The organism is Micromonospora purpureochromogenes, assembly GCF_900091515.1.
Lineage (GTDB): Bacteria > Actinomycetota > Actinomycetes > Mycobacteriales > Micromonosporaceae > Micromonospora > Micromonospora purpureochromogenes.
Window position 1 is genome coordinate 1906090 of record NZ_LT607410.1, and the last position, 24381, is coordinate 1930470.

General features: G+C 73.6%; 29 protein-coding genes and 1 tRNA gene. 17 read left to right on the top strand and 13 right to left on the bottom strand.

Annotated features, from left to right (window positions below):
• The first annotated feature begins 21 nt into the window (after positions 1-21).
• The 4 genes from GA0074696_RS08920 (at position 22) to GA0074696_RS08935 (ending at position 2964) form a co-directional block, all read left to right on the top strand.
• The gene (locus tag GA0074696_RS08920; protein ID WP_088960654.1) at positions 22-1047 is read left to right on the top strand and encodes an aspartate-semialdehyde dehydrogenase; all 1026 of its coding nucleotides are present in this window, start codon (positions 22-24) and stop codon (positions 1045-1047) included.
• 207 nt (positions 1048-1254) lie between these two features.
• A complete protein-coding gene (locus GA0074696_RS08925; RefSeq protein WP_088960655.1) occupies positions 1255-1695 on the top strand; it encodes a PPOX class F420-dependent oxidoreductase in 441 nt (146 codons plus the stop codon).
• Between the two features lie 98 nt (positions 1696-1793).
• Entirely contained in the window at positions 1794-2483 is a 690-nt protein-coding gene (locus GA0074696_RS08930; RefSeq protein ID WP_088960656.1) for a TMEM175 family protein, read from the top strand.
• A 64-nt stretch (positions 2484-2547) separates the two neighbouring features.
• Positions 2548-2964 (top strand): CBS domain-containing protein, encoded by a 417-nt coding sequence (locus GA0074696_RS08935; protein WP_088960657.1) that lies wholly within the window; start codon positions 2548-2550, stop codon positions 2962-2964.
• A gap of 70 nt (positions 2965-3034) precedes the next feature.
• On the opposite strand, the gene GA0074696_RS08940 is transcribed toward GA0074696_RS08935, so the two are convergent.
• Positions 3035-4144, bottom strand: a complete 1110-nt coding sequence (locus GA0074696_RS08940) for a DNA glycosylase AlkZ-like family protein (RefSeq protein ID WP_088960658.1) — start codon at positions 4142-4144, stop codon at positions 3035-3037.
• 148 nt (positions 4145-4292) lie between these two features.
• Between GA0074696_RS08940 and GA0074696_RS08945 the strand changes: the two genes are divergently transcribed.
• Both GA0074696_RS08945 and GA0074696_RS08950 read left to right on the top strand, forming a co-directional pair.
• Positions 4293-4664 carry an SCP2 sterol-binding domain-containing protein gene (locus tag GA0074696_RS08945; protein ID WP_088960659.1) on the top strand — a complete coding sequence of 124 codons (372 nt, stop codon included), beginning with the start codon at positions 4293-4295 and terminating at the stop codon, positions 4662-4664.
• The gene (locus GA0074696_RS08950) at positions 4664-6724 is read left to right on the top strand and encodes an amylo-alpha-1,6-glucosidase (RefSeq protein ID WP_088960660.1); all 2061 of its coding nucleotides are present in this window, start codon (positions 4664-4666) and stop codon (positions 6722-6724) included. Before GA0074696_RS08945 ends, GA0074696_RS08950 begins: the two co-directional genes overlap by 1 nt.
• Positions 6725-6755: 31 nt before the next feature.
• On the opposite strand, the gene GA0074696_RS08955 is transcribed toward GA0074696_RS08950, so the two are convergent.
• Positions 6756-7118 (bottom strand): VOC family protein, encoded by a 363-nt coding sequence (locus GA0074696_RS08955; RefSeq protein WP_088960661.1) that lies wholly within the window; start codon positions 7116-7118, stop codon positions 6756-6758.
• Between the two features lie 52 nt (positions 7119-7170).
• Complete coding sequence (locus GA0074696_RS08960; RefSeq protein ID WP_088960662.1) at positions 7171-7818, bottom strand: alpha/beta hydrolase; 648 nt, start codon at positions 7816-7818, stop codon at positions 7171-7173.
• Between the two features lie 137 nt (positions 7819-7955).
• Between GA0074696_RS08960 and GA0074696_RS08965 the strand changes: the two genes are divergently transcribed.
• The 3 genes from GA0074696_RS08965 to GA0074696_RS08975 all read left to right on the top strand — a co-directional run bounded on the left by GA0074696_RS08965 (position 7956) and on the right by GA0074696_RS08975 (position 10386).
• Complete coding sequence (locus GA0074696_RS08965) at positions 7956-8705, top strand: lysophospholipid acyltransferase family protein (RefSeq protein ID WP_088960663.1); 750 nt, start codon at positions 7956-7958, stop codon at positions 8703-8705.
• A gap of 120 nt (positions 8706-8825) precedes the next feature.
• Positions 8826-9434 (top strand): cysteine hydrolase family protein, encoded by a 609-nt coding sequence (locus tag GA0074696_RS08970; protein ID WP_088960664.1) that lies wholly within the window; start codon positions 8826-8828, stop codon positions 9432-9434.
• 4 nt (positions 9435-9438) lie between these two features.
• A complete protein-coding gene (locus GA0074696_RS08975) occupies positions 9439-10386 on the top strand; it encodes a GlxA family transcriptional regulator (protein ID WP_088960665.1) in 948 nt (315 codons plus the stop codon).
• On the opposite strand, the gene GA0074696_RS08980 is transcribed toward GA0074696_RS08975, so the two are convergent.
• From GA0074696_RS08980 to GA0074696_RS09000, 5 genes are all read right to left on the bottom strand, one after another.
• Positions 10341-11096 (bottom strand): hypothetical protein, encoded by a 756-nt coding sequence (locus GA0074696_RS08980; protein ID WP_088960666.1) that lies wholly within the window; start codon positions 11094-11096, stop codon positions 10341-10343. The genes GA0074696_RS08975 and GA0074696_RS08980 overlap by 46 nt on opposite strands.
• A 73-nt stretch (positions 11097-11169) precedes the next feature.
• Positions 11170-11886 carry a response regulator transcription factor gene (locus GA0074696_RS08985; RefSeq protein ID WP_088960667.1) on the bottom strand — a complete coding sequence of 239 codons (717 nt, stop codon included), beginning with the start codon at positions 11884-11886 and terminating at the stop codon, positions 11170-11172.
• A complete protein-coding gene (locus tag GA0074696_RS08990) occupies positions 11856-13046 on the bottom strand; it encodes a hypothetical protein (protein ID WP_231925306.1) in 1191 nt (396 codons plus the stop codon). Before GA0074696_RS08990 ends, GA0074696_RS08985 begins: the two co-directional genes overlap by 31 nt.
• Positions 13036-14214: a sensor histidine kinase gene (locus GA0074696_RS08995; RefSeq protein WP_088960668.1), complete on the bottom strand. Its 1179-nt coding sequence runs from the start codon at positions 14212-14214 to the stop codon at positions 13036-13038. Before GA0074696_RS08995 ends, GA0074696_RS08990 begins: the two co-directional genes overlap by 11 nt.
• 119 nt (positions 14215-14333) lie before the next feature.
• On the bottom strand, positions 14334-15143 hold the full coding sequence (locus tag GA0074696_RS09000) for a class I SAM-dependent methyltransferase (RefSeq protein ID WP_088960669.1): 810 nt from the start codon (positions 15141-15143) through the stop codon (positions 14334-14336).
• A 209-nt stretch (positions 15144-15352) separates the two neighbouring features.
• Here GA0074696_RS09000 and GA0074696_RS09005 point away from each other — a divergent pair, with 209 nt between their 5' ends.
• The 4 genes from GA0074696_RS09005 (at position 15353) to GA0074696_RS09020 (ending at position 18393) form a co-directional block, all read left to right on the top strand.
• Positions 15353-15862 carry a hypothetical protein gene (locus GA0074696_RS09005; protein ID WP_088960670.1) on the top strand — a complete coding sequence of 170 codons (510 nt, stop codon included), beginning with the start codon at positions 15353-15355 and terminating at the stop codon, positions 15860-15862.
• Between the two features lie 184 nt (positions 15863-16046).
• Positions 16047-16592 carry a VOC family protein gene (locus GA0074696_RS09010; protein WP_088964450.1) on the top strand — a complete coding sequence of 182 codons (546 nt, stop codon included), beginning with the start codon at positions 16047-16049 and terminating at the stop codon, positions 16590-16592.
• A gap of 78 nt (positions 16593-16670) precedes the next feature.
• Entirely contained in the window at positions 16671-17567 is an 897-nt protein-coding gene (locus GA0074696_RS09015) for an aminoglycoside phosphotransferase family protein (RefSeq protein WP_088960671.1), read from the top strand.
• Positions 17568-17700: 133 nt separating this feature from the next.
• Positions 17701-18393 carry an SMI1/KNR4 family protein gene (locus GA0074696_RS09020; protein WP_088960672.1) on the top strand — a complete coding sequence of 231 codons (693 nt, stop codon included), beginning with the start codon at positions 17701-17703 and terminating at the stop codon, positions 18391-18393.
• A 47-nt stretch (positions 18394-18440) separates the two neighbouring features.
• Here the strand turns inward: GA0074696_RS09020 and GA0074696_RS09025 are convergent, their stop codons facing one another.
• A complete protein-coding gene (locus tag GA0074696_RS09025) occupies positions 18441-19628 on the bottom strand; it encodes an NAD(P)/FAD-dependent oxidoreductase (RefSeq protein WP_088960673.1) in 1188 nt (395 codons plus the stop codon).
• 81 nt (positions 19629-19709) lie between these two features.
• Entirely contained in the window at positions 19710-20654 is a 945-nt protein-coding gene (locus tag GA0074696_RS09030; RefSeq protein ID WP_088960674.1) for an RNA polymerase sigma-70 factor, read from the bottom strand.
• A 343-nt stretch (positions 20655-20997) separates the two neighbouring features.
• Here GA0074696_RS09030 and GA0074696_RS09035 point away from each other — a divergent pair, with 343 nt between their 5' ends.
• Together GA0074696_RS09035 and GA0074696_RS09040 are read left to right on the top strand one after the other, a co-directional pair.
• Positions 20998-21567, top strand: a complete 570-nt coding sequence (locus tag GA0074696_RS09035) for a GNAT family N-acetyltransferase (protein WP_088960675.1) — start codon at positions 20998-21000, stop codon at positions 21565-21567.
• A 54-nt stretch (positions 21568-21621) separates the two neighbouring features.
• The gene (locus tag GA0074696_RS09040) at positions 21622-21900 is read left to right on the top strand and encodes a hypothetical protein (RefSeq protein WP_088960676.1); all 279 of its coding nucleotides are present in this window, start codon (positions 21622-21624) and stop codon (positions 21898-21900) included.
• Positions 21901-21958: 58 nt separating this feature from the next.
• Here GA0074696_RS09040 and GA0074696_RS09045 read toward each other — a convergent pair whose 3' ends face one another.
• On the bottom strand, positions 21959-22315 hold the full coding sequence (locus GA0074696_RS09045; RefSeq protein WP_088960677.1) for a hypothetical protein: 357 nt from the start codon (positions 22313-22315) through the stop codon (positions 21959-21961).
• Between the two features lie 304 nt (positions 22316-22619).
• On the opposite strand from GA0074696_RS09045, the gene GA0074696_RS09050 reads away from it, so the two are divergent.
• A complete protein-coding gene (locus GA0074696_RS09050; RefSeq protein WP_088960678.1) occupies positions 22620-22910 on the top strand; it encodes a hypothetical protein in 291 nt (96 codons plus the stop codon).
• A gap of 34 nt (positions 22911-22944) precedes the next feature.
• On the opposite strand, the gene GA0074696_RS31345 is transcribed toward GA0074696_RS09050, so the two are convergent.
• Together GA0074696_RS31345 and GA0074696_RS09055 are read right to left on the bottom strand one after the other, a co-directional pair.
• Positions 22945-23100 carry a hypothetical protein gene (locus GA0074696_RS31345; RefSeq protein ID WP_197700824.1) on the bottom strand — a complete coding sequence of 52 codons (156 nt, stop codon included), beginning with the start codon at positions 23098-23100 and terminating at the stop codon, positions 22945-22947.
• A gap of 358 nt (positions 23101-23458) precedes the next feature.
• A tRNA-Arg gene (locus GA0074696_RS09055) sits at positions 23459-23534 on the bottom strand.
• Positions 23535-23682: 148 nt separating this feature from the next.
• Here GA0074696_RS09055 and GA0074696_RS09060 point away from each other — a divergent pair.
• Entirely contained in the window at positions 23683-24375 is a 693-nt protein-coding gene (locus GA0074696_RS09060) for a hypothetical protein (protein WP_088960679.1), read from the top strand.
• Positions 24376-24381: the final 6 nt, after the last annotated feature.

Sequence of the window (24381 nt, forward strand, 5' to 3'; positions counted from 1 at the left end):
TGCCTGGGTAGCCTCGCGGGCATGAGGATCGGCATTGTGGGGGCCACCGGCCAGGTCGGTGGCGTGATGCGGCAGGTGCTGGCGGAGCGCGACTTCCCGGCGGAGCAGGTGCGGCTGTTCGCCTCCGCCCGGTCGGCCGGGCGCACGCTGCCCTGGCGCGACGGTGAGGTGACGGTCGAGGACGCGGCGACCGCCGACTACTCCGGGCTGGACATCGTGCTCTTCTCGGCGGGCAAGGGCACCGCGAAGGAGCTCGCCCCCCGGGTCGCCGCCGCCGGTGCCGTGGTCATCGACAACTCCTCGGCGTTCCGGATGGACCCGGAGGTGCCGCTGGTGGTGGCCGAGGTCAACCCGCACGCCGCCGCCGTCCGCCCGAAGGGCATCATCGCCAACCCGAACTGCACCACGATGGCCGCCATGCCGGTGCTGCGCCCGCTGCACGCCGAGGCGGAGCTGGTCGGCCTGGTCGTCTCGACGTACCAGGCGGTCTCCGGGGCCGGCCTGGCCGGGGTCGCCGAGCTGGACGAGCAGGTCCGCAAGGTCGCCGAGGACGCCAGCGCGCTCGCCTTCGACGGTGCCGCCGTGCAGTTCCCCACCCCGCGCTCCTTCGCCCGGCCGATCGCCTTCAACGTGCTCCCGCTCGCCGGCTCGATCGTCGACGACGGCTCCTTCGAGACCGACGAGGAGCAGAAGCTGCGCAACGAGAGCCGCAAGATCCTGGACATCCCGGGGCTGAAGGTCTCCGGCACCTGCGTCCGGGTGCCGGTCTTCACCGGTCACTCGCTCCAGATCAACGCCCGGTTCGCCCGGCCGCTCACCCCGCAGCGGGCCCGCGAGCTGCTCGACGGCGCGCCCGGCGTGGCCCTGTCCGAGGTGCCGACCCCGCTGGAGGCCGCCGGCCAGGACCCGACGTACGTGGGCCGGATCCGCGCCGACGAGACCGTCGAGCACGGCCTGGCGCTGTTCTGCTCCAACGACAACCTGCGCAAGGGCGCCGCGCTGAACGCGGTGCAGATCGCCGAGCTGGTCGCCGCCGAACTCCGCTGAGCGGCCCCGCCTTGTCCGCGCGCCCGCCGTGCCGGTCCGGCCCACCGCCGGCCGGTGCGGCGGTCGGGTGAGCGGGGCCGGGCCGGGCGGGCGCGGCGAGACCGGGCGATCCGGGTGCGGGCGACCTGCCGGACGGGCATATTGGTGCCTCTCAGGTGTGTCGCCCGCGCGGCGTACCACGCTGCCGACGTCGACGCGGAGGATCCCATGGCGGACGAACGGACCCGGGCGGCCCTGACCGATCTCATCGCGGGCCGCCGGGTCGGCGTGCTCGCCACCATCAAACGGGACGGCCGGCCGCAGCTGTCCAACGTGCTCTACGCCTTCGACCGCGAGCGTGCGCTGATCCGGGTCTCCGTCACCGACGGCCGGGCCAAGACCGCCAACCTGCGCCGCGACCCCCGGGCCAGCTTCCACGTCAGCAGCGACGACGGCTGGGCGTACGCGGTGGCGGAGGCGCGCGCCGAGCTGACCTCGGTGGCGGCCGGACCGGACGACCCCACCGTCGAGGAACTGATCGGGCTCTACCGGGCGGTGCAGGGCGAACACCCCGACTGGGACGACTTCCGCGCCGCCATGGTCGCCGAGCGGCGCCTCGTGCTACGGCTGCACGTCGAGCGGGTCTACGGCATGCCCCCGCCCGACTGAGCGGCTGTCGCGGCGGCGGTGTGGCGGCGGCCCGCCGGGTATACCGGGCTCCTGCGTAACGCCGGCGACCGCACGGCCCGGCGGGAACGGGGGAGCCGATGGGCGCCGAGCGGGCACGACCCGGACCGGCCGGGGCGCAGGAGGAGGCGGCGCTGCGGTCGGACACCGCACGGGCCGTCGGGTTCAGCGACGCCGTCTTCGCGATCATCATCACGGTGCTGGTCCTGGAGCTGAACCCGCCCGAGGTGCCTCCCGGCGGGATGGGGCACATCCTGCTCGAACAGTGGCCGACCTACCTGGCGTACGTGACCTCCTACCTCTGGGTCGCGGTGGGCTGGCTCAACCACAAGGGGACCTACCACCGCATCCGCAGCACCGATCGGGGCCTGCAGTGGTGGAACCTCGGGGTGCTCTTCAGCACCGCGCTGCTGCCGTTCGCCACGGTCGTCGTCTCCCGCTCGGTGCAGGCCGGCGACCGGGCCGACGAGATGGTGGCGGTGGTGCTGTACGCGGCGGTCGGGGTGGTGCTCTCCGCCGCCTGGCTCGGGCTCTACCACCACCTCAGCCGACACGAGGACCTGTTGCAGGAGCGCGTCCCGGCCCGGTTCTTCGCCGTCGAACGCGGTCGGGCGGTGCTCGGCATCGGCGCGTACGCGGTGGCCGCGCTGGTCGGCTGGCTGGGAGCGGTGCCGGTGGCGCTGGTGATCTTCCTGCTCCTGCCGCTGTTGTACGCGCTGTCCAGCAACGGCTTCTACGACCTGCGCCGGCGGCTGCGGCGGCGCCGGTGAGCACGCGTTACCTGCTGCGGCGTGGCGGGTAGACGGGGCCTGCCGACACCGAGAGGGGAGCACCATGACAACGGTCGGAGAGTTCATGACGACCCGGTTGGTGACGATGGACGGCAACGACACGCTCACCGCGGCGGCCCAGGAGATGCGGGACAGCGCGATCGGCGACGTGGTGGTGACCGCGGGAGACGACGTGGTCGGCATCGTCACGGATCGGGACATCACGGTCCGTGCGGTGGCCGAGAACATGGATCCGAACACCACCAGGCTCAACCAGGTCACCAGCAAGGACGTGGTGACGGTCAGCCAGTACGACGACGCCGTCGCCGCGGCCGACCTGATGCGCACCTACGCCGTACGCCGGCTGCCGGTGATCGACGACGGCAAGCTGGTCGGCCTGGTGTCGATGGGTGACCTGGCGGTCGAACGGGAGCCACAGTCGGTGCTGGCCGACATCAGCGCCGACGAGCCCAACAACTGACCTGTCCCGCCGCGGGCCGTGACGCCGGCTCCCCTCGTGGGGGCCGGCGTCCGTCCTGCCCGGGGCGCCTTCAGGCGGACTCCACCCGGACCGTCACGGCGGACGCCCCACGGGCCAGTCGTACCGTCTCGGCCTCCGCCTCGATCCGCTCGCCGGCCCGATGCGACAGCCGGGTGAACGGGGTGACGGTCAGGTCGAGCCGACCTCGACCGGACTGCCTGGCCCGCCAGGTGCCGCCGATCTCGCCGTCGACCAGCAGCGCGCCCGGGTTGCCGAGCATCCGCCACAGCTCTCGCTGGTGCGCCGGATCGGGGACCAGTACGTCCCGGTCCCGCGCCTGGAGGAACGGATCGCCCGCCGGCAGCAGGCGGACGCCGTCCAGCGGCTCGGCGCCGCGCAGCGCGGCCAGCCGGTCGGTGGGCAGCCAGGCCCGCCGGCCGTCCACCCGGACCTCGGTCAGCTCGGCCGCCGGCCACACCGCCCGCAGCTCGGTGGCGGTGGTGCCCAGGAAGCCGGCCACGTCCGTCACGGTGGCCGGCCCGAGCAGGCGGAGATACGCCAGCACCAGGCCCGCCGTGCCCGCCGCCCGCGTGGGCAGGGCCGGCCGGTCGGCCAGCGGCGCCAGCCGGGCGGCCCGCCCGGAAACCTCCAGCCGGACGCCGCCGGCCAGCCCGGCCTGCTGGAAGAGGGACCCGGCGACGTGCCGCGCCGCGCACGGCCCGCAGTCGTAGCTCAGCTCGGCGGGAATGCGGTCGGTGACCGCCCGGCTCACCGCGCTCTTGTCCATGACGGTGGTGACCACCTCCCGGAAGGCCTGCGCGGTGCGGTGGAAGGCGACCCTGCCGAGCTTCGCCGCCCCGGCACGGATCTGCTCGGCCACCCGGCGCGCGGCGTCGGCGTCGCTGAGCGGCCAGAGCGCGGCGGCCAGCCCGGTCAGCTCGGCGCGGCGGTGCAGGTGCGGCGCTCCGCGGGCGGCCCAGACCAGCTCCAGGCGGTCGTCGTCGAGGCCGGCGGCGCCGCGCGCGGCCAGCGCCAGCCGGGCCGAGCCGTAGGGGGTGTCCTGCACGCCCAGGTCGAGCACCGCCAGGTCGGCCGGGCGCAGCCCGGGCCGGTCGAGCTGCCGCGCTGCGGCCCGGTGAGCGAGCACCCGGCCGCGGTCGACCGTCGGCACCGCCGCCATCGGCCCCTCCCGTCGTCGTCCGTCGAGCAGGCTACTGCTCCGGTACGACGCTCGGCCGGACTCACCCGATCCGGGCGAGGTTGACGGCGCGCCGGACGGGGACCCGGTCGGCGTACGTCGTGATGCCGTGGATCGACGGGGGGAGTGGATGGTGGACCCGACCACGAGGTTCTTCGACGATCTCGACCGGCGGGGTTACGAGCCCCTGCTGGACAAGACCTCGGGGACGTTGCGCTTCGACCTGCACGAGGGGGCGCAGACGACGCACTGGCTGCTCCAGATCGACCGGGGCAGGCTCGGGGTGAGCCAGGAGGACCGGGAGGCGGACACGGTGATCGGCACCGATCCGGTTTTCTTCGGAGACATGGTCGCCGGCCGCGAGAACGCGATCGCCGCGCTGCTGCGGGGCGACATGACCGTCTCGGGTAACCCGCGACTGTTGCTCCAGGTGGAACGGATCTTCCCGGGTCCCGTCACCTCCACCGGCCCCCGTCACGAATACCGCAGGGAGGCCCGCTGATGGCGCAGAGCAACATGATCCGCATCCTGGACGGCAACACCTTCGTCGTCTCCGAGGACACCGGCGACATCGAGGCGACGCCGAGCGAGCCGACCGGCCTGTTCTCCCTCGACACCCGCTTCCTGTCGAAGTGGGTGCTCACGGTCAACGGCGAGCGGCTCAACGCGCTCTCCTTCGACGACCTGCAGTACTACGAGGCGCGGTTCTTCCTGGTGCCCGGCATGGCCACCCACTACATCGACGCCAAGCTGTCGATCATCCGGGAGCGCACCGTGGGCGGCAGCTTCCAAGAGCAGGTGACCATCCTCAACCACGACGAGAAGCCGGTGGACCTGGAGATCCGGATGGACGCCGGCTCCGACTTCGCCGACCTGTTCCAGGTCAAGGACGAGATCCTGAACAAGAAGGGCGAGATCTACACGGAGGTGGAGGCGGACCGGCTGCGCCTGGGCTACCGGCGGGGCAACTTCAAGCGGGAGACGGTCATCTCGGCGTCCCGCCCGGCCCGCTACGACAAGAACGGGTTCGCGTTCAGCGTCCACCTGGAGCCGAACGAGCAGTGGGACACCAGCATCAACGTGGGCACCTTCGCGCTCGGCCCGGGCGGTCGGGACCTGCGGATGGGTCTGCGGGCGCACGGCACCGAGCGGCTGGCCCTTGAGCACGACCTCCAGGAGTGGGTGGCCAAGGCTCCGAAGGTCAACAGTGAGCACCCGGAGCTGGCGTCCACCTACCGGCGCAGTCTGATCGACCTGGCGGCGCTGCGCTTCTCGCCGTTGTCGCTCGGTGGCCAGGCCCTGCCCGCGGCCGGCCTCCCCTGGTTCATGACGATGTTCGGGCGGGACAGCATCCTGACCTGCCTCCAGGTGCTGCCGTTCGCCCCCGACCTGTCCAGGACGACGCTGCGCATCCTGGGCGCCCTGCAGGGCACCCGGTTCGACGACTTCCGGGACGAGGACCCGGGCCGGATCCTGCACGAGATGCGCTACGGCGAGACCGCCGGCTTCGAGGAGCAGCCGCACTCGCCGTACTACGGCTCGGTCGACGCCACGCCGCTCTTCGTGATCCTGCTCGACGAGTACGAGAAGTGGAGCGGGGACGTCACGCTGGTCCGCGAGCTGGAACGGGAGTGCCGGGCCGCGCTCAAGTGGATCGACGACTACGCCGACCTGGTCGGCAGCGGCTACATCTGGTACGAGCGGCGCAACAGCGAGACCGGCCTGGAGAACCAGTGCTGGAAGGACTCCTGGGACTCGATCCAGTACCGCGACGGCACGCTGCCGCCGTTCCCCCGGGCCACCTGTGAGGTGCAGGGCTACGCGTACGACGCGAAGCTGCGTGCCGCCCGGCTGGCCCGCGAGTTCTGGGACGACCCGGCGTACGCCGACCAGTTGGAGCGGGAGGCGGCGCAGCTCAAGGAGCGGTTCAACCGGGACTGGTGGGTGGCGGACGGCGAGTACTACGCCCTCGCCCTGGACCCGGAGGGGCGCCAGTGCGCCACGCTGAGCTCCAACATCGGCCACCTGCTGTGGAGCGGGATCGTCGACCAGGACCGGGCCGAGAAGATCGCCCACCACCTGGTCGGTCCCCGGCTCTTCTCCGGCTGGGGGGTGCGCACCCTCGCCGAGGGTGAGGTCCGGTACAACCCGATCGGCTACCACAACGGCACGATCTGGCCCTTCGACAACTCGTTCATCGCCTGGGGCCTGCGGCGGTACGGCTTCAACGAGGAGGCCGCCACCATCGCCAGCGGGATCCTCGACGCCGCCCGGTACTTCAACGGGCGGCTGCCGGAGGCGTTCGGCGGCTATCCCCGGGAGCAGACCAAGTTCCCGGTGGAGTACCCGACGGCGTGCAGCCCGCAGGCGTGGTCCACCGGCACCCCGCTGCTGCTGCTGCGCACGATGCTCGGGCTGGAGCCGCACGAGGGGCACCTGGCGGTCGAGCCGATGCTGCCGGTGGGCATGGGGCGGATCGAGGTGCTGGACATCCCGGGCCGGTGGGGTCGGGTGGACGCCTTCGCCCGGGGCCGGTTGGACCTGGAGAAACTCGCCGAGTGAGGCAGGTTCCGCCTGCTCTCCCGCCGCCCGTTCAGGGCCGGTGGGGGAGCAGGCAGAACTCGTTGCCCTCGGGGTCGGCGAGGACCGTCCAGCCCGGCAGCTCCCGGACCACGGTGGCGCCGGCCGCCAGCACGTCGGCCCGCTCCTCGGCGTCGCCCACCAGGTCGAGGTGGATCCGACCGGGGGCGGGCAGGTCGGGCACGGGGGAGATCCAGACGTCGGGGCGGTGCCCGTGCGGGTCGCGCAGCAGGACCGACTCGCCCGGGGTCAGCGATCGGTCGGCGAGCTTCGCCTCGTCCTCCGGCACCACCGGCAGCCCGGTGACCACGCTCCAGAAGGGCGCCAGCAGGTACGGGTCGCGACAGTGGATCACGATGGAGTGCAGCTCCGGCATGCGTCGACGGTAGCCCCGCCGACTTCCCGTGGGCCCAGGATTTCTCCGCCGGTCAGCGGGCCGGCAGGACGGTGTCGAGGAACGCGGCGGTGACCGCCCGGATGTCCGGCCGGTCCAGGGCCAGGGCGTGGCCGCCGTGGGTGATCCAGCTGTGGGTGGGATGGCCGGCGGCGACGAGCGCCCCGGTGAGGGCGACCGACTGGCCCACCGGGACGGCCGCGTCGCCGGTGCCGTGCACGAGCAGCACCGGCACCCGGTTGCCGAGGTGGCTGGCGACGGTCGAGTCGACGGTGGCCGGGTCGCCGGCGGCCGGCGGATGGCCCAGCAGGTCGGCCCACGGGTCGTCGGACGCCCGCGACCGGCGCCACTCGTCGTCCAGCGGGTCGCTCACCGGCCAGTACGCCAGCCCCGCCGCGACGTCGTGCGGCCGGTCGACCCCGCGCAGCGCCAGGTGCAGGGCCAGGGTGCCGCCGGCCGAGTCTCCGGCGACGAGCAGCGGCAGCCCGCCGGCCTCCTCGCGGGCGGCCCGCGCCGCCCGGCGTACGTCGTCGAGCTGCGCCGGCCAGTGCGCCTGGTGGGAGAAGCGGTAGGTCGCCGCCACCACCCGCAGCCCGAGCCGGGCCAGGGCCGCGCCGTCCTCGTGCGACCGGCCACGCCACCCGCCGCCGTGGACCCAGAGCAGCACCGCGCGTTCCGTCATCCCGCCATCCTGAGCCGCGGGCGCCGGCCGGGGCGAGCCCTTCTGCCAGCGGCAGAGCGACTGGACCCGGGGCCGAGCCACCGAGCGCCGGTTTCGGGCCCTACGGGTCCGTAACCTACGCGGGGTAAAGTTGGCGAATGTCGGAACTCGTGTACCCCCCTGTGATCGCCGCCGCCAAGACGATGTTCCGGGTCCTCGACCTGCGCCTGACCGTCGAGGGCAGCCACCACGTCCCGCATACCGGCGGGGCCGTGCTGGCCAGCAACCACGTCAGCTACCTCGACTTCATCTTCTGCGGCTACGGGGCGCACGAATCCCGCCGGCTGGTCCGGTTCATGGCGAAGCACGAGGTCTTCGCGCACAAGGTCTCCGGCCCGCTGATGCGCGGCATGAAGCACATCCCGGTGGACCGCCGCGCCGGCGCCGGGTCGTACAACGCGGCGGTGAGCGCGCTGCGGCGCGGCGAGGTGGTCGGCGTCTTCCCCGAGGCGACGATCAGCCGCTCGTTCACCGTCAAGGAGCTCAAGAGCGGGGCCGCCCGGATGGCGCAGCAGGCCGGCGTGCCGCTGCTGCCGGTGGCGGTCTGGGGCACCCAGCGACTCTGGACCAAGGGCCGGCCCAAGAACCTGACCCGCCGGCACACCCCGATCACCATCCTGCTCGGCGAGCCGATTGACCCGGCGGAGTGGCCGGACACCAACGCGATGACCGTCGAGCTGAAGAGCCGGCTGTCGGCCCTGGTCGACCGGGCCCAGCGGGAGTACCCGGACCAGCCGGCCGGCCCGGAGGACGCCTGGTGGCAGCCGGCCCACCTGGGCGGCACCGCCCCCACCCTGGAGGAGGCCGCCGAGCTGGACCGGCGCGGCCGCCGCACCGCCGCCTCCTGAGGCTGCCCAGGCCCGGACGACGCCCCGGCTCCGGTGGGCCGGGGCGGTGACCGGATCGTTCCGCATCCGGGCATGATGGTGTCTGCCGCCCCGGCAGCGACCCGGCCAGGATCTACAGCCATGAGCAGAGCAGCACTCGTCGTCATCGACGTCCAGGAGTCCTTCCGTCAGCGCCCGATCTGGGCCCACGCGTCGCAGCCCGACATCGTGCGCCAGGTCGACCGGCTGGTCGACGCCGCGCGTCGCCGGGGCGACCTGGTGGTCTGGGTCCTGCACGCCGAGCCGGGCAGCGGGACCGTCTTCGACCCGGCGCTCGGCCACGTCCGGCTGATCGCGGGGCTGACCCCGGTGGCCGGCGAGCCCACCCTGGTCAAGACGTCCCACAACGCCTTCACCACCACCAACCTCCAGCAGATCCTCACCATGGCCGGCATCCGCGAGCTGACCGTCTGCGGCATCCGCACCGAGCAGTGCGTGGAGACCACCACCCGGGTCGGCTGCGACCTGGGCTACGAGATGACGTTCGTGACCGACGCGACGATGACCTTCCCGACCCCGCACCGGGACCTGCCGCCGACCGCCACCGTCGCGGAGATCCTCGCCGACCCGCGCACCCTGTCCGGCGAGGAGATGACCGCCCGGACGGAGTACGCCCTCGCCGGCCGCTTCGCCACCGTCCGCACCGTCGACGAGGTGACCGGGGCGACCCCGGTCGGCGCGCGGGGCTGATTCGATGGCCCGGGTCGTCTTCCTGCTGGTCCCGCAGCTGCACCTGCTGGACCTGGCCGGCCCAGCCCAGGTCTTCTCCACCGCCGCCGACAACGGGTACGACTACCGGCTGCACTACGTCGCCGAGCGGGACACCGTGCCGACCGTGCAGGGCGTACCGCTGGGGGCCGCCACCGGGTGGCCGGAGCTCGACGCGGACGACCTGGTGGTCGTACCCGGCTGGCGGCCGCGGGCGCACGGCCCGGCGGGGCCGGTCGGCCGGGACGACCTGCGGCGCCTGGCCGACCACCACGCGGGCGGCGGCACGGTGGCCAGCATCTGCGCCGGCGCGTTCGCGCTCGGCCGGGCCGGCCTGCTCGACGGCCGGCGCTGCACCACCCACCACGACGTGCAGGACGACCTGGCCCGGGTCTTCCCGGCCGCCCGGGTGGTCCGGGACGTGCTCTACGTGGTGGACGACCGGGTGGTGACCTCCGCCGGCATCGCCAGCGGCATCGACGTGGCGCTGCACCTGGTGGCCACCCGGCACGGCCCGGCCGCCGCCGCCCGGATCGCCCGCACCCTGGTGGTCCACACCCGGCGCAACGGGCACGAGCAGCAGGCCAGCGCGATGATGCGGCACCGCTCGCACCTGTCCGACGCGGCCCACCGGGTGCAGGACCTCATCGACAGCAGGTTTTCCGAGCCGCTGCCGCTGGCCGACCTGGCCGCCGCCGGCGGGGTCGCGGAACGCACCCTGACCCGGCTGTTCCGCCAGGCCACCGGGCTCACGCCGCTCGGCTACCAGCAGCTGCTGAGGGTCGAGCGGGCCGAGCACCTGATCGGGCACGGCGCCACCGTCGAGTCCGCCGCCCGGGCCGTCGGGTTCACCGACGCCCGGATGCTGCGCCGGCTACGGGCCCGGGCTCACTCGCCGACGGCGTCCCGCGCCGACGGCGCCGGCGTGCGGTAGTAGTCGTCCCGGGACAGGAACTCCACCGGCAGCGAACCGGGCAGTGTCACCCGGGCCACCCCGTCCAGCGGGCCGGGCGCCGCCCGGCGGGCCAGCTCGTCGCGCTCCGGCGGGGAGAGTTCGACCAGGTCCGGGTGGCTCAGCCGGAACGTGGCCACCGACCGGCGGATCAGCCGGGCCAGCTCCGTCACCGTGTCGGCCGGACCGCCGAGGGCGAGCGCCGGCTGCTGGATGGTCCGCAGCGCGTCGCAGACCACCAGCAGTTCCCGGTCGGCCCTCGGGTCGGGGGCGGGCCCGTCCGCCAGCGGGCCGGCAGGTGCCGGGCCGGCGGCTGGCGGCAGTTCCAGGCGGGACGGCCACTGCCAGCGGATCTGCCCGCTGACCAGGCGGGACAGCCGAAGAGCGCGCCGGTGCCGGGCGTCGCCACGGCCGTCCCGCCCGGCGACCACGGCCAGCTCGGCGCCGGCGCACACGTACGCCAGCCGCCGGTCGGTGACGGTGACGGTGGCCGGCGCGGGCAGCACCCACTGCCGCCGGGTGCCGGTGGGGCTGAGCAGGCAACCGGCCACCGGCGTACGCAGCCGCCGCAACACCCGCTCGCCCGGCTCGGGGACCAGCTCGTAGCGCCGGTCCAGCACCGGCCGGAGCTCGTCGTGCGGCGCATCGAAGCGGTGCGGTGCGATGAAGAACGGGGACGCGTCCTCGCGCATCGTCACGACCTCCCGGCGGTTGACCTCCTGCCGGTAAGCCTCGCCCAGCCCGCCGGGCCTGTCATGACAGCCGTTAGGGGGTCGGCCGGTCGGCCGCCGCCTGCGACCGGTAGATGCCGATCTCCTCCGGTCGGACGAGGCCGTCCTCGATCGCCCGGGCCAGCAGCGCCGCCTTGGTCGCCGCCGGCCGGCCCGCCCGGGTGTACTTGATCCGCGCCCGGTCCACGTACTGCTTGACGGTGTGCTCGCTGATCCGCATCCGACGGGCCACCGACGCCTTCGACATCGACTGGAACCAGAGCAGCAGCGCCTCCCGTTCCTTGTCGGACAGGGCCGGGCGGTCCGGACGGGGGTCGCCCACCATCGCCCCGGCCAGCGCCGGTGGCACGTACGGGCGGTCGCTGGCGGCGGCCAGGACGGTCGCCACGCAGTGTTCCCGCCCCTCGTGCTTGGCCAGGAACGCCGCCGCCCCGGCGTCCAGCGCGGCGAGCATCGTCGCCGGGTCGGTGTGCTCGGAGTAGACCACCACCCGCCGACCGGCGGCGCTCAGCTCGGCCAGCTTGTCGATCACCATCCGTCCGTGCAGGCGCAGGTCCAGCAGGACCACGTCGGCGTCCGGCGCGTCCCGCAGCACCTGGTCCGGATCGTCCCCGGTGGCCAGGACGCGCAGCCGCGGCTCGGAGGCCAGCCAGGCCCGGACCCCGTCGATCACCACCGGGTGGTCGTCCACGATGGCCACCCCGACGGGCCGGTCCCCGCTCACGTCCTGCGCCACCGGGTCTGCGTCCACCTGATCTCCCCGTCCCGCTCCTGCACGTGCTCCACCTGGCCGTCGTCCTCGACGTGGCTCGGCGGACCGGTCCCGGCGGAATCGTCCACCTCGGGGGCGACCAGGCTGACCACCACCTCGTCCGGGCCGGCGACCACCGTCAGCCGGGCCCAGCGCTGCGCCTCGGTCAGCGCGGCGGTGGGCGGGTCCACCAGCCGGCGGCGGACCTCCACCGGCAGCGGCGGGGGCGTGCCGATGGCGACCAGGTCGATCGGCAGGCCGTTCCGCTCGGCCAGGTCGGCGGCGGCGCGCAGCTCGTGCAGCAGCGGGTCCGGCACGTCGTCCGACTCGGCGATCAGTCGGCGCAGCCGGGCCGCGGCGAGCACGCACCGGCGCTGCACCAGCGCGTCGGCCGGATCGCCGCGCCCGTCGGCCAGCTCGGCCAGCACCTCCTCGGCGGCGCCGCTGACCAGGGCGAGCCGGGCCTGCCGCTCCCGCCGGGCCCACTCGGCCGCGTCCCGCTCGGCGGCGACCGCGAGGGTGGCCGCCGCCGTCGCGGCGCGTTGCCGGGCCAGGCCGGCGATCACCGCCGCGCCGGTGAAGACCGCGATGGGCAGCGAGGACGTGCCGTAGACGTACATCGCGTACCGGGTCAGGTCGGCGGGGGCGGTCGCGCCGTGCCCGAGCAGCGCGGCCAGCGCGATCAGCGAGTGGGCGGCGAGCAGGGCGACCAGCCAGGGGATCCGCCGCCCCCAGAGCACCACCACGAAGAACCAGCCGAGGGTGCCCCAGACCCAGTTGGCGGCGGTGAACAACAGCTCCCGCCCGCTGGCCGCGAAGACCGCCACGTCCACCGCCAGCAGCACCGCGACCAGAGGCGGCGCCGGCGGCCGGGCCCCGCCCAGCAGCCGGGCCCCGGCGTACCCGCCGGTCGCGGCGACGACCAGCCAGCCGGCCGCGACCACCGCCGGCGCGGCCAGCTCGGACCACGACCCGAGCAGCGCCGGCAACCCGATCACCGCGTGCCACACCAGCGCGATGGCGACGGCCGCGATCCGCGCGCCGCGGTCCGAGGCGCGGGCCACGTCGACCGCCGGGACGTCGTCCGGCGGCGAGAGGCTCCCCGGGGACGGATCGACCCGGGGTACGGCGACCGGGCCGGCGTCGAGGTCAGCCGACATGGGGCCATTCCAACCGGATCCGGGTGCCCTCGCCGGGGGCGGAGGCCACCTCCGCGTGCCCGCCGACCTCGGCGAGGTGCCCGCGTACCGACTCGCGCAACCCGTACCGGTGGGCCGGGACGGCGGCCGGGTCGAAGCCGGGACCGTCGTCGACCACCTCGACCACGACGGTCTCCGCCTCGGTGGTCAGCCGCAGCGTCACGGTCGCGCCGGGCGCGTGTCGCGCCACGTTGGCCAGCGCGGCGGCGGTGGCGTCCGCGAGCGCGGTGGCGGCCGGGGCCGGGGCGGCGCAGGGCGCCAGCTCGGCGGTCACCGCCAGCTCCGGGTGGGCGTCGCGCACCGCCCGCAACCGCTCGTCCACCGCGACCCGGCCGCCGACCGGCGCGGACCGCGCGTCGGCGAGCCCGACGAGGGTACGCAGGTCCGCCGCGGCCCGCCGGCGCAGCGCCGGCGACCCGTCGGGCACCGCACCGAGGCCGACCATGGTGAGCGTGCCGAGGACGGTGTCGTGCAGGTCCCGGTTCTGCCGTCGCTCCGCCTCCCGGGCGGTACGGGCGATCAGCGCGTCCCGGCGCAACCCCTGGTAGTCGGCGAAGGCCCGGTCGGCCCGGCCGATCCGTCGGCGCATGACCGCGGTCATCATCGCCGCCAGCCCGGTCTGCCCGAGCAGGGTCGCCGCGTGGGCGGTGGCCTCGGTCGGGTTGCCGGCGGCGGTGGCGCCGGCGGCGTAGGCGGCGGTGAGCAGCAGCCCCGCCGGGAGCGACCAGCGGGCGGCGGCGGTGGCCTGCGTGTTGATCACCGTGGTGCTGGCCAGCACGGCGATCCAGCTGCCCTCACCCGGCAGCACCTCCGGCGCGACCAGGTGGGGGATGAGCAGGCACGCCGCCGTGGTGAGCGCCACGTCCCCGGTGACCAGCGCGGCGCCGATCCCGGCGCGCAGCGCCCGGACGGCGTAGAGCACCGACCACGCCGTCAGCACCGCGACCGCCACGAGCAGCGCCCCGGTCCGCACCGGCGGGGTGCGCACCGCCAGCGCGGTGACCGCCCCGACCAGCCCGCAGGTGAGCCGCAGCAGGGCCGGCAGGGTGGTGAAGATGAGCGTGAACGCGCCACCGGCCGGCCGGTCCAACAGCGACGGCGGCAAGGTCGGAGCGGGTACGGCCGACATCGGGGAGGCGTCCTTCGAGCAGCGACCCGTCCGGGTCCGCGCAGCGGTAGATCGACGACGGAGAATAGCACGGAACGTCCGTTCCGATCACCCTCGGTACGCGCCGTGTCGCTGACGGGTCAACCGGCTCCCACCGTCGCGACGGCGAGCAGGTGGCAGCTGACCCCGATCACCGCCGCATCGCACTCGAACGCCCGCGCGCACGCCACCGCCTCGCGGAACAGCGGGGACTCCTCGGCCGCGCCGAGCGTCTCCAGCACCGGCCAGAGCGGGCCCTCGATGCCGTACACGGTGACCGCCGGCAGCCCGGCGGCGGTGAACTCGTCCACCAACTGCTCCGGGCGGTGGAAGTAGGCGGTGGTGAAGCCGGTGGCCGGGTCGTTGACTCCCGTGGCGTACGCAGCCAGGATCGCCGGCCGGCTGCCGTCGTCCACCCGGCCCTGCCGGACCAGGTCGATCATCGGCGTGTTGCGGCTGATCGCGGCGGCCAGCACCGGCCCGCCCGGACGGGTGACCCGGGCGGCCTCCCGCAGCGCGATGACCCGGTCGCCCCGCTCGGTCAGGTGGTAGAGCGGCCCGAGCAGCAGACTGGCGTCCACACTTTCGTCGGCGTACGGCAGGTGCCGCGCGTCGCCCACGCCGGCGCCCGCCACCGGGTGGTCGCGCCGGGCCGCCGCCGCGTGCGCCGGCACCAGGTCGACCAGGTGCACCGGGTGGCCGGCGGCGGCCAGCCAGCTCGCGTACGCCCCCGGGCCGCCGCCCAGGTCCAGCACCGTCGCGGGCGGCGGCGGCAGCAGCCGGGCGAGCAACTCCCGGGTACGGGCCCGCTCCAGCCGCCCCTGCGGCGTGCGGTCCAGCCGGCCGGCCTCGTCGTAGACGTCGGTGTAGTAGCGGCGGATGTCCGGCTCGGGCGCTCGGGTCGACGGCATCCGTCGATGGTCGAGCGTGGACGCGCCCACGTCACCCGGGTTTCCGCGCCGGCCCCTCACGGGGTGTGACCGGGTGTGCCGTCCTCGCGATCGTGAAGGGCCGGTGTGACGTATCGGGGGAGGCCGGCGCTGAGGGGCACGGAAGGTGTGATCCGGAAGGCGCCCCGGGGACACCGCCACTCCGTCATCCCCTCAAGACCGGAGCCCTCATGCTGCACACCGCACTGGCGAAACTGCTCACCCTGAAGGTCGGGGCCACGGCGCTCGCCGTGACCGCCACCGGTGGAGTGGCGCTCGCCGCCGCGAACGGCACCCTGCCGAACCCGCTGACCGGGGCGAGCGCCAAGCCCTCGGCGCACGCCACCGGCGCCCCCACCGACAAGGCGAAGGGCGAGAAGTCGCCGGGCGCGAAGGGCACCCCCTCGCCGTCCATGGTCGGCCTCTGCCACGCCTACACCGCCAAGGCCGCCGACAACCCGGGCAAGGCGCTGGAGAATCCCGCCTTCACCGTGCTGATCACCACCGCCGGTGGCCGGGAGCAGGTGGCCGGCTACTGCACCACGCTGCTCGCCGCCGAGAAGGGCAAGCAGACCCCCCGCCCCTCGGTAACGCCCAGCCACCCGACCAGCAAGCCGGACGCGCGACCGACCCCGCAGGAGACCGCCCGTACCGGGGGCCCGGGCGGCGGAAACAAGCCGGCCACCCCCACCGCCGGCTGAGCTCCGACGCTGGGCGGGGCACCTCACTCCCATTCCCCCCTCCGCCCCGCCCCGGCGTCGGTCAGGCCGCGTCGCACCGACCACTCACCCCCCAGGTGGTCGGTGCGACGCGGCGCCGCACCCCCCCGGTACCGTCGGTCAGTTCGCCGCCCAGCCGGTGGCGTTGCTGGTGGACTCCCGCGAGATGCCGGAACCGGTGTCGGGCCACTGGCCGAAGCGTTCCTCCGACGCTGCGGACCACCATCCCCATGTCGACCTGCGGCCCGACGGCGTGACCGTACGGCTGCCGACGCCCGAGGTGGACTGGCCCAGCGAATGCGACGTCACGCTGGCCCGGCAGATCTCCCAGGCGGCGCGCGAGCTCGACGTGCCCGCCGACCCGGCCGCCCTCCAGCACCTCAACGTCGCCGTCGACGCCCTCGTCATCCCCGAGGTGCTGCCGTTCTGGCGCGCCCTGCTCGGCGACCGGGACAAGGGGCCCGAGGACCTCATCGACCCGCACGGCCACGGGCCCTCGTTGTGGTTCCAGCAGACGGACGCCCGGCGCACCGGGCGTAACCGGCTGCACGTCGACGTCTCCGTGCCGCACGACCAGGCCGAGGCGCGCATCGCGGCGGCGCTCGCCGCCGGGGGTCGCCTGGTCACCGACCAGAACGCCCCGACGTGGTGGGCGCTGGCCGACGCCGAGGGCAAGGAAGCGCGCGTGGCCACCTGGCTGGGCCGCGACTGAACGTCGGCGAGCCGTCTCGACGGGGCCCGCCGGCAACTCGGTTGCCGCGCTCACCTCGGTTCGCTGAGGATGGCCGCGATGAGCGCTCTAAAGATGCACGCCGACGAGATCGAGACCGACGTCGACCTGGTCCGTCGCCTCCTGGCCGGACAGTTCCCGCACTGGGCCGGGCTGCCGATCCGTCCGGTCCCGTCGTACGGCACCGACCACGACATCTACCGGCTCGGTGCGCACCTCGTCGTCCGGCTGCCGCGGATCGGCTGGGCCACCAAGCAGGCGGCCCAGGAGGCCGAGTGGCTGCCGAAGCTCGCACCGCACCTGCCGCTCGCCCTGCCCGTGCCGGTGGCGATGGGGCGTGCCGCCGAGGGCTACCCCTTCGACTGGTCGGTGTGCGAGTGGCTGCCGGGGGAGAACGCGAACGGCACGATCGACGACCTGGACCGGGCCGCGGTCGATCTCGCGGCATTCGTGGCCGCGCTGCGCCGGATCGACACCACCGGGGCCTTCCCGCGCCTTCCCGGCAAGCGGGGCGCAGCGCTCGTGGAGCTCGACGAGGGCGTCCGGCGGGCGGTCGCGCGGCTCGGCGACCGGATCGACGGTGCGGCGACGCTGCGTTCCTGGCAGGAGTCGCTCGACGCCCCGGCGTGGGACGCCCCGGAGGTCTGGGTGCACGGCGATCTGCTGCCGGGCAACCTGCTCGTCGTCGACGGCCGGCTGTCCGCGGTCATCGACTTCGGCGGCCTCAACGTCGGTGATCCCGCCTGTGACCTGCAACCGGCGTGGAACGTGTTCGCCGGCGCCAGCCGCGAGCGGTTCCGCGCCGAACTCGACGTCGACGACGCGTCGTGGCTGCGGGGGCGGGGCTGGGCGCTGTTCCAGGCCGTGGTGGCCCTGCCCTACTACTGGGAGACCAACCCCGGCATGATCCGCCAGGCCTCGCATGCCTTGACGCAGGTCCTCGCCCACCACTACTGAGAGGGATCCCGGCCTCGGTGGCCTGACGCCTGATCCGCTGCGACGGGCCGTCCTTCCGTCTGGCCGGGAGGGCGGCCCCTCGCGTGAGCGGTCCGGACGGTACGGATGGCCTCGGGCTTGTATCGTGCCGCCCGTGGCGCGCTCCGACTGGTCAGATGTCCGCGAACGGCTCGCCCGGCTGTCCTCCGCGCCCGGCGCGGTTGAGGTCTTCGGTTCTTCGAGCCATCGGTGGGAGCTTGAGCCGCCGCTGAGCGCGGAGGAGCTGGCCGAGGTGGAGACACAGCTCCAGGTGGAGCTGCCGGGTGAGTACCGGTCGTTCCTGTTGGCGGCGGGGCGGGGCGGTGCAGGGCCGACCTACGGGCTCTTTCCCCTGCGTCGGCTGGACGGGCGGTGGCGGTGGGAGGGCGACGGCGCCGATCTCACCGACCTGGACGCGCTCGCGCAGCCCTTTCCGCACGTCGAGGCGTTCAACCCGGCCGACGGTCTACCCGATCCGCCCGACGAGGCGGACTACGACTCGGAGGAGCAGTTCAACGCGGCTGAGGACGCGTACTGGGAGCAGCACGACAGCATCGTCTTCAAGCCCGAGCACTCGATCGGTCTGCTGTACCTGTGTCACCTCGGCTGCGCGCTGCGGGAGGCCCTTGTCGTCAGCGGCCCGGCACGGGGCCGGATGTGGGCCGACGACACCGCCGAGGACGGTGGTTTCCGGCCGCTGTGCGACGACGACGGCACGCCGCTCGGGTTCGCCCGGTGGTACCGGCGCTGGTTGGACGCGGCAGAGACGAATGCTTCCTCTTCTTCGGACCATGGCTCAGGTCTCTGAGACGGCTCAGCTTGCGGGTGCTGTCGCGACGAGCGGCGCCCGCCCCGTCACGAAGTGGCCGCGAGGATCTCCGTTGGGATCGCGGCGATGCGGCGGCGGCGGGTCGGAAGCAGCAGCGTCGGGTGGGCGACGCCCCAGGCCGCGCCCTTGCAGATGACCTCCTTGTAGCGGGCTGCCAGCTTCCCCTTGATGAGGGACGGCTTGGCCTGGTCGTCGGCGGTCACGAACTGGATGATGCCGTCGCGGCGGCCGAGGCTGATGCACTGGTTGAAGTAACGAATCGGGGTATGGGGGATCTTCCGACCGGTCAGGCGGGCAGCGATGGCGTCGGCGGCCTGCCAGGCCATCGGGGTCCCCGAGGCGCAGGACATCCGCAGCGGCTTGCCGCCGGGCCCTTCGGCGAGTCCGGCGTCGCCGACGGCGTACACGTCGGGGTGCGAGACCGAGCGCATCGTGGCGTCGACGACGATCTGTCCGGTCTCGGCGACCTCCAGGGTGGTGGCGGCGGCAATGGGGTGGACGGCGAAACCCGCCGTCCACACGGTCACCTGGGCCGGGATCACCCGTGCGTCGCCGGTGACCGCGCCGGTCGCCTCGACCCGTGCGATGTCGGCGTGCTCGTGGACGGCGACGCCGAGCCGGTCGAAGACTCCGCGCAGGTGCCGCTGGGCCGTGTCGTTGAGCCAGTCGCCGAGGCCGCCGCGGGCGGCGATCGCGACGTCGAGGTCCGGCCGGGCCTCGGCGATCTCGGTGGCCGCTTCGATGCCGGTGAGGCCTCCGCCGACGACCAGCACGGTGCCGCCGGCGGCGAGGTCGTTCAGGCGCTCGCGCAGCCGCAGCGCGGACTGCTTGCCCGCGACGTCGTAGGCGTGCTCGGCGACGCCGGGGACGCCGTGGTCGGCGGCCGCGCTGCCGAGGGCGTAGACGAGGGTGTCGTAGGCGATCTCGCCGGCACCGTGCTCGTCGACGAGCGCGACGGTCTTGCGGTCGGCGTCGACGGCGGTGACCCGTGCCAGTCGTACCTTCACGCCCGTGCCCGCGTAGATGTCGCTCAGCTTGCGGTGCTTGAGGTCCTGTCCGGTCGCGAGCTGGTGCATGCGGACCCGCTCGACGAAATCGGGGTCGGCGTTGACGACGGTGATCTCGGTGTCGTCGTGGTGCAGCCGCCTGGCGAGGCGCCCGGCCGCGATGGCTCCGGCGTATCCGGCCCCGAGGACGACGATGCGGTGCTTCATGGCCTCACTCCTGTCTCGATGTGCTCGCTTCCTGAACCGGGCAGCGACGCGATTCCTGACAGGAGCCGTCCGTGTCGTGGGTCACAAGGCTTCGAGGAACGGTTCCCCGTGCTCGGATACGGCCCATTGGCGCGTGGCGCGTTCGAGCTTGTCGGGGTTGACCTGGGTGCGAACGGCCGCGACGCCCTGGGAGGTCACCTCCAAGGACATGACACCGACGACCCGGTCACCGACCACGACCACCACCGCAGGCGCGCCGTTGACGACGTCGACGTAGAGGGCGGGACTGCCGCCTACCATGTCCCACTTGGCCTGGGTGGGCTTGAACAGGCCGCGCAGGAACCTCGCCACCGCCAGTGCGCCGACGATCGGCGTGGCACGGGCCGGGATCCTGCCGCCGCCGTCGCCGGCGCTCATCGCGTCGTCGGTGAGCAGCTTGACCAGCCGCTCGGTCTCGCCGCTGACGGCCGCAGCGAGGAACTCCTCGACGACCTTGCGCGCAGCGGCCCCGTCGACCTCCGCGCGGGCCCGATCGCCGGCGACGTGCTGCTTGGCCCGCCGGTAGATCTGCTGGCAGTTCGACTCGGTGATCTCGAGGATTTCGGCGATCTCCCCATGTGAATAGCCGAAGGCCTCGCGCAGCACGTACACGACGCGTTCCCTGGCCGAGAGCCGCTCCATGAGAGTGAGCACCGCCATCGAGACCGATTCGCGCTGCTCGGCGGTGTGGGCCGGGCCGAGCATCCGGTCCCCGGCGAGCACCGGCTCCGGCAACCACATGCCCACATAGCTCTCACGCCTGGCCCGCGCGGAGGTGAGCTGGTTGAGGCACAGGTTGGTGAGCACCTTCGTCAACCACGCCTCGGGCGTCTCGACGCGCTCCCGGTCGGCGGCCTGCCAGCGCAGGAACGTGTCCTGGACCGCGTCCTCGGCGTCGCTCGTCGAGCCCAGCAGGCGATAGGCGATCGCCTCCAGGCGGGCCCTGGAGTCCTCGAACAGATCGACCTCGTGCGGACTGAGCGGCATGGCTCAATAGTCAACCACGCGCGGCGCGCGCCGCGGCCGACGGCAGCCGGACCCACTTCCTGACCGGGGTCAATCCTGGCCTGACCGTCTTCCCGGCCAAGTACCGCTGTCCGCCGGTTGGTGTCCACGTGCCGGGCGCGAGAAAGTGCTGGCCCGGCGCTGGCAGTCGTCTCGGTCGCACCAGCGCGGGCAGGCGGTGGGGTCGGCAAGGGTGCCGGTAGGAAAGACATGCACGTAGCCGCGTTGCCGTCGACCAGCACCTTGGCGTACCGGTGACGACGGGCGGAGCAGATGGCACCGCCTCGGGTGTGCGACCGAACCGTCTGCGATACCGTCGGACGCTGTGACCGCGCCTGAGATCACCGTCGCCACCCCGGAAGACCGTGGACGCGTCATCGCCTCGCTGGTCGCCGCATTCACCAAGGACCCCGTCCTCCGGTACCTGTTTCCCGACGAGGCGACCTACTCGCAGTACGCCGCCGCCTTCTTCGGGCGCCTCTTCGACAAGCGGGTCCGCAAGGAAACGATCTGGACGATCGAGCGCGGCGCGTCGGTCGCAATCTGGGAGCCCCCCGCGATGCAGAGCGAGTGGCCGGACGACGACCTCGTCGCCCAACTGCCCGCCGCCGCGCTGGCCCGCGTCCACGCCTACGACGAGGCCGTGCACGCGGCACTGCCGGCCGCTCCCTACTGGTACCTCGGTGTCCTGGGTACCCACCCGCAGAACGCCGGCCGCCGGTGGGGCCACGCCGTCATGAGAGCCGGACTGCTCCGCGCCGCCGCAGACGAACTGCCGGCGATCCTGGAGACCAGCAACCCCGACAACGTCGAGGTGTACGGCCGCGCCGGCTGGGAGGTGGTCCGCGCCTTCACGGAGCCGCTGCCCACCTGGATCATGCGGCATCCGGTGTAGGTGTCAACCCGCCGGCTTGTCGCCCCCCGGCGGGTGGCGGAGGAAGGAGCAGGCATGTCAACCGAACCGGAGCCCGGCCTCGCGCCCGAGCACACGAGACCCCGTTACGCCGAGGATCCGATCGTGATGACGGTCGACGGGCAGAACTTTCGCATCCGTCAGCGTGCTGAGACGCCCGGCGGGTACGACTTCGACTGGCTCAGCGGGCCGCACGGCTACGGCTTCGGGATCACCAGAGCTGACGGCTGCGCAATGGCCCTGCCTGAGATGGAGGAGGCCATCCGGAACTTCCTCGCTGAGATCGACCCCACCACCGGATACCTGAAGGAGTAGTTGATGTACAGGCAACGGGCCGCCCACGAGCAAGGTAGGCGGCCCGTTCTGTTGTGGACTACACCCAACACCCGCCGTTGGGGCCTGCCTTGGCCATGCCGAGCAGGTGGGCCAGCCGGTACCGCAGTACGCGCGCCTGCCCGATCGACAGGACGAGGCTGGCCGCGGCGCTGCCTTCCACGCTGGTCAGGTTCACCATCGGCTCGGCGGCCGGGTGCAGAGCCTGGACGAGGGCCACGCCACCGATGAAGGCCTCCGGCCGGTTGGTGTCCACGTGCCGGGCGCGGGAGCGGTGCTGGCCCCGACGCTGGCAGTCGTCTCGGTCGCACCAGCGGGGGCAGGCGGTGCGGTCGGCAAGGGTGCCGGTAGGAAAGACGTGCACGTAGCCGCAGAGCCGGTCGACTCCGGGTGCCATGCCGACCGGGTGGGCGTGCAGCCCGGTCCTAGCGCTCGCGGCCGTCGCGTGGATCGTGTGCGCTGTGCAGGTGTAAGCGCAGGCGTCGAGGGAGTCGGCTGTGTACAGCTCGATACGGACTGTCGCTGGTTCTCCGCAGGCGGGCAGGGTGGGTAGGGTGCTCATGGGTCGCCTCCCTGGGGCGATCAAGGCCCTCGGTCAGCGGCGCAATCGCTTGCCGAGGGCCGCCTGATTGGTGGCCAAATCAGCAAACCGCAGTTGGCCTACGTACGCAAGAGGTCACGCCTAGCTACTAGGCCAAATAATGATCGCGATTATGACGCCCCATTTGGCGGGTGAGATCATCTGCCATGTGGCCAACCGACTAGCGGACGCTGTGCGCGCGTTTCACATGGCGCAGGCGACCGCCGCTGCCTCCGCACAGCGTGCAGCGGAAGATCGGGAGAAGGTCACCGAGGCGCGGGATCAGCTCGCCGCTGCCATTGTGGAGGCTGGCCGCGACGGCATGCGCCAGATCGACATCGTGCGGGTTACCGGCTACACGCGCGAGCGGGTGCGCCAGATCCTCCGCGCCCACGGCATCACCCCGGACTAACCCCGCGCAGGGGCCGGGGTGGGGCCAGCCGGTGTCAAAGGTCAACGCCAATCAGCGTTTCCGCTGGTGAAGCATGGTGCGTCCGGCAGGATTCGATGCTGGCGAAGAACAGGAAGGCGGGGGCGATTTCCTCGGGCTGCGCGGGCCGGCCCAGGGGTACGCCGTCGGTCTGGTCACCGTAGCCGGCCATCTGCTCAGGAGTACGGCTGGAGGCGTTCAGCGGCGCAGTGGTCCGTCGACCGGACCTGGGACAAGATGCGGGCTGCGGCTGGCCTGGACCGGCTGCGGCTGCATGATCTGGGGCACTCCTGCGCCACGTTCCTGCTCGTGTCCGGTGCGTCGCCTCGGACGGTGATGAAGGTGCTGGTCACAGCCAGATCGGCCTGACCATGAACACCTACGCCCACGTCCTGCCGAAGATCGAGCGGGCGGCCGTGGACGAGGCCGCGAAGCAGCTCCTCGGCTGACGTGGCGGTACGAATGGCTGTACGGGAGCCGTGGTGATCGACTGGACCGGGGGGCGACAGGCCGTTGACCTGGGACGGCCGTGGTGCGCCCGGCAGGATTCGAACCTGCGGCCTTGGGATTAGAAGTCCCCTGCTCTATCCGCTGAGCTACGGGCGCGCGGCGTGCGTGTCGCGCCAAGAGGGTACCGCCGCACCCCCGGGCCGCGGGGGAACGGGGGCCCGCTGCGGCGCGGTGATCAGCGTCGCACGCCGCCGGCGTCCGGTCATCCGGGTTCCGGCCGGGCGCGCCCCGTACCCTCGGTTTCGTGCTGCTGGAACCGGATGCCGAGAACGAGGTCGCCTACGAGCTGTGCCAGCTCCTGGGGCGGGCGATCCTGCCGGTCCGCCCGGCCGGGCCGGCCGACGACGGGCCCGCCGGCACCGCGTTCTTCTTCGCGCATCCCACGGGGGAGTACCTGCTCACCGCCGACGTGCTGACCCGGGTCGAGGCCGGCGAGGTCGGGCTGCGGCCGAGTGTCGCCGAGCCCGCCGGGGTGGCCCCCGACGCGCTGGTCCTGCCGCACTTCACCGATCGGTGGGGGCACCTGCCCGAACTCGGGGTGGCGGTGCTGCCGACCGCCGGGCTGCACGAGCGGGCGGCCGGGCAGGGCTGGCGCTGGCGTACCCAACCGGTGCCGGACGCGGTCGCGGCCGGCGCGGACGACGTGGCCCGGATCGGCGCGGAGCCGGTCACCGCGATCGTGCTGGCGCTGGGCGTCCGGGATGACGGGTCGCGGCCGCTGGAGGTCGCGGTCGAGCGCGCCGTCCGCGCGGGCGACGGCCTACGGATCACCGGCGAACTGCCCGCCGGGTACGTCGGCGCGCCCGTCTTCGGCGTGCAGGCCGACCCGGCGGGGGAGGTCGGGCTGCGCTGCCTGGGCCTGGTGCTGCCCGGCGAGGGCGGCCACCCGGTGGCCAGCTTCGACCGGATCACCGCCGAGCTGCCGACCGGCGGCTGAGCGCCG

What these genes read in the sequence shown, in the direction of transcription:
- GA0074696_RS09040 (WP_088960676.1), top strand. Translation starts at nt 21,622, where the DNA reads ATGTCAACCGAACCGGAGCCCGGCCTCGCGCCCGAGCACACGAGACCC.
- GA0074696_RS09025 (WP_088960673.1), bottom strand. Translation starts at nt 19,628, where the DNA reads ATGAAGCACCGCATCGTCGTCCTCGGGGCCGGATACGCCGGAGCCATC.
- GA0074696_RS08930 (WP_088960656.1), top strand. Translation starts at nt 1,794, where the DNA reads ATGGGCGCCGAGCGGGCACGACCCGGACCGGCCGGGGCGCAGGAGGAG.
- GA0074696_RS09015 (WP_088960671.1), top strand. Translation starts at nt 16,671, where the DNA reads ATGAGCGCTCTAAAGATGCACGCCGACGAGATCGAGACCGACGTCGAC.
- GA0074696_RS08960 (WP_088960662.1), bottom strand. Translation starts at nt 7,818, where the DNA reads ATGACGGAACGCGCGGTGCTGCTCTGGGTCCACGGCGGCGGGTGGCGT.
- GA0074696_RS08975 (WP_088960665.1), top strand. Translation starts at nt 9,439, where the DNA reads ATGGCCCGGGTCGTCTTCCTGCTGGTCCCGCAGCTGCACCTGCTGGAC.
- GA0074696_RS08925 (WP_088960655.1), top strand. Translation starts at nt 1,255, where the DNA reads ATGGCGGACGAACGGACCCGGGCGGCCCTGACCGATCTCATCGCGGGC.
- GA0074696_RS31345 (WP_197700824.1), bottom strand. Translation starts at nt 23,100, where the DNA reads ATGGCCGGCTACGGTGACCAGACCGACGGCGTACCCCTGGGCCGGCCC.
- GA0074696_RS08995 (WP_088960668.1), bottom strand. Translation starts at nt 14,214, where the DNA reads ATGTCGGCCGTACCCGCTCCGACCTTGCCGCCGTCGCTGTTGGACCGG.
- GA0074696_RS08950 (WP_088960660.1), top strand. Translation starts at nt 4,664, where the DNA reads ATGGCGCAGAGCAACATGATCCGCATCCTGGACGGCAACACCTTCGTC.
- GA0074696_RS09005 (WP_088960670.1), top strand. Translation starts at nt 15,353, where the DNA reads ATGCTGCACACCGCACTGGCGAAACTGCTCACCCTGAAGGTCGGGGCC.
- GA0074696_RS09030 (WP_088960674.1), bottom strand. Translation starts at nt 20,654, where the DNA reads ATGCCGCTCAGTCCGCACGAGGTCGATCTGTTCGAGGACTCCAGGGCC.
- GA0074696_RS08980 (WP_088960666.1), bottom strand. Translation starts at nt 11,096, where the DNA reads ATGCGCGAGGACGCGTCCCCGTTCTTCATCGCACCGCACCGCTTCGAT.
- GA0074696_RS09050 (WP_088960678.1), top strand. Translation starts at nt 22,620, where the DNA reads ATGATCGCGATTATGACGCCCCATTTGGCGGGTGAGATCATCTGCCAT.
- GA0074696_RS08955 (WP_088960661.1), bottom strand. Translation starts at nt 7,118, where the DNA reads ATGCCGGAGCTGCACTCCATCGTGATCCACTGTCGCGACCCGTACCTG.
- GA0074696_RS08940 (WP_088960658.1), bottom strand. Translation starts at nt 4,144, where the DNA reads ATGGCGGCGGTGCCGACGGTCGACCGCGGCCGGGTGCTCGCTCACCGG.
- GA0074696_RS09000 (WP_088960669.1), bottom strand. Translation starts at nt 15,143, where the DNA reads ATGCCGTCGACCCGAGCGCCCGAGCCGGACATCCGCCGCTACTACACC.
- GA0074696_RS08945 (WP_088960659.1), top strand. Translation starts at nt 4,293, where the DNA reads ATGGTGGACCCGACCACGAGGTTCTTCGACGATCTCGACCGGCGGGGT.
- GA0074696_RS08965 (WP_088960663.1), top strand. Translation starts at nt 7,956, where the DNA reads ATGTCGGAACTCGTGTACCCCCCTGTGATCGCCGCCGCCAAGACGATG.
- GA0074696_RS08990 (WP_231925306.1), bottom strand. Translation starts at nt 13,046, where the DNA reads ATGTCGGCTGACCTCGACGCCGGCCCGGTCGCCGTACCCCGGGTCGAT.
- GA0074696_RS09045 (WP_088960677.1), bottom strand. Translation starts at nt 22,315, where the DNA reads ATGGCACCCGGAGTCGACCGGCTCTGCGGCTACGTGCACGTCTTTCCT.
- GA0074696_RS09010 (WP_088964450.1), top strand. Translation starts at nt 16,047, where the DNA reads ATGCCGGAACCGGTGTCGGGCCACTGGCCGAAGCGTTCCTCCGACGCT.
- GA0074696_RS08970 (WP_088960664.1), top strand. Translation starts at nt 8,826, where the DNA reads ATGAGCAGAGCAGCACTCGTCGTCATCGACGTCCAGGAGTCCTTCCGT.
- GA0074696_RS08920 (WP_088960654.1), top strand. Translation starts at nt 22, where the DNA reads ATGAGGATCGGCATTGTGGGGGCCACCGGCCAGGTCGGTGGCGTGATG.
- GA0074696_RS08935 (WP_088960657.1), top strand. Translation starts at nt 2,548, where the DNA reads ATGACAACGGTCGGAGAGTTCATGACGACCCGGTTGGTGACGATGGAC.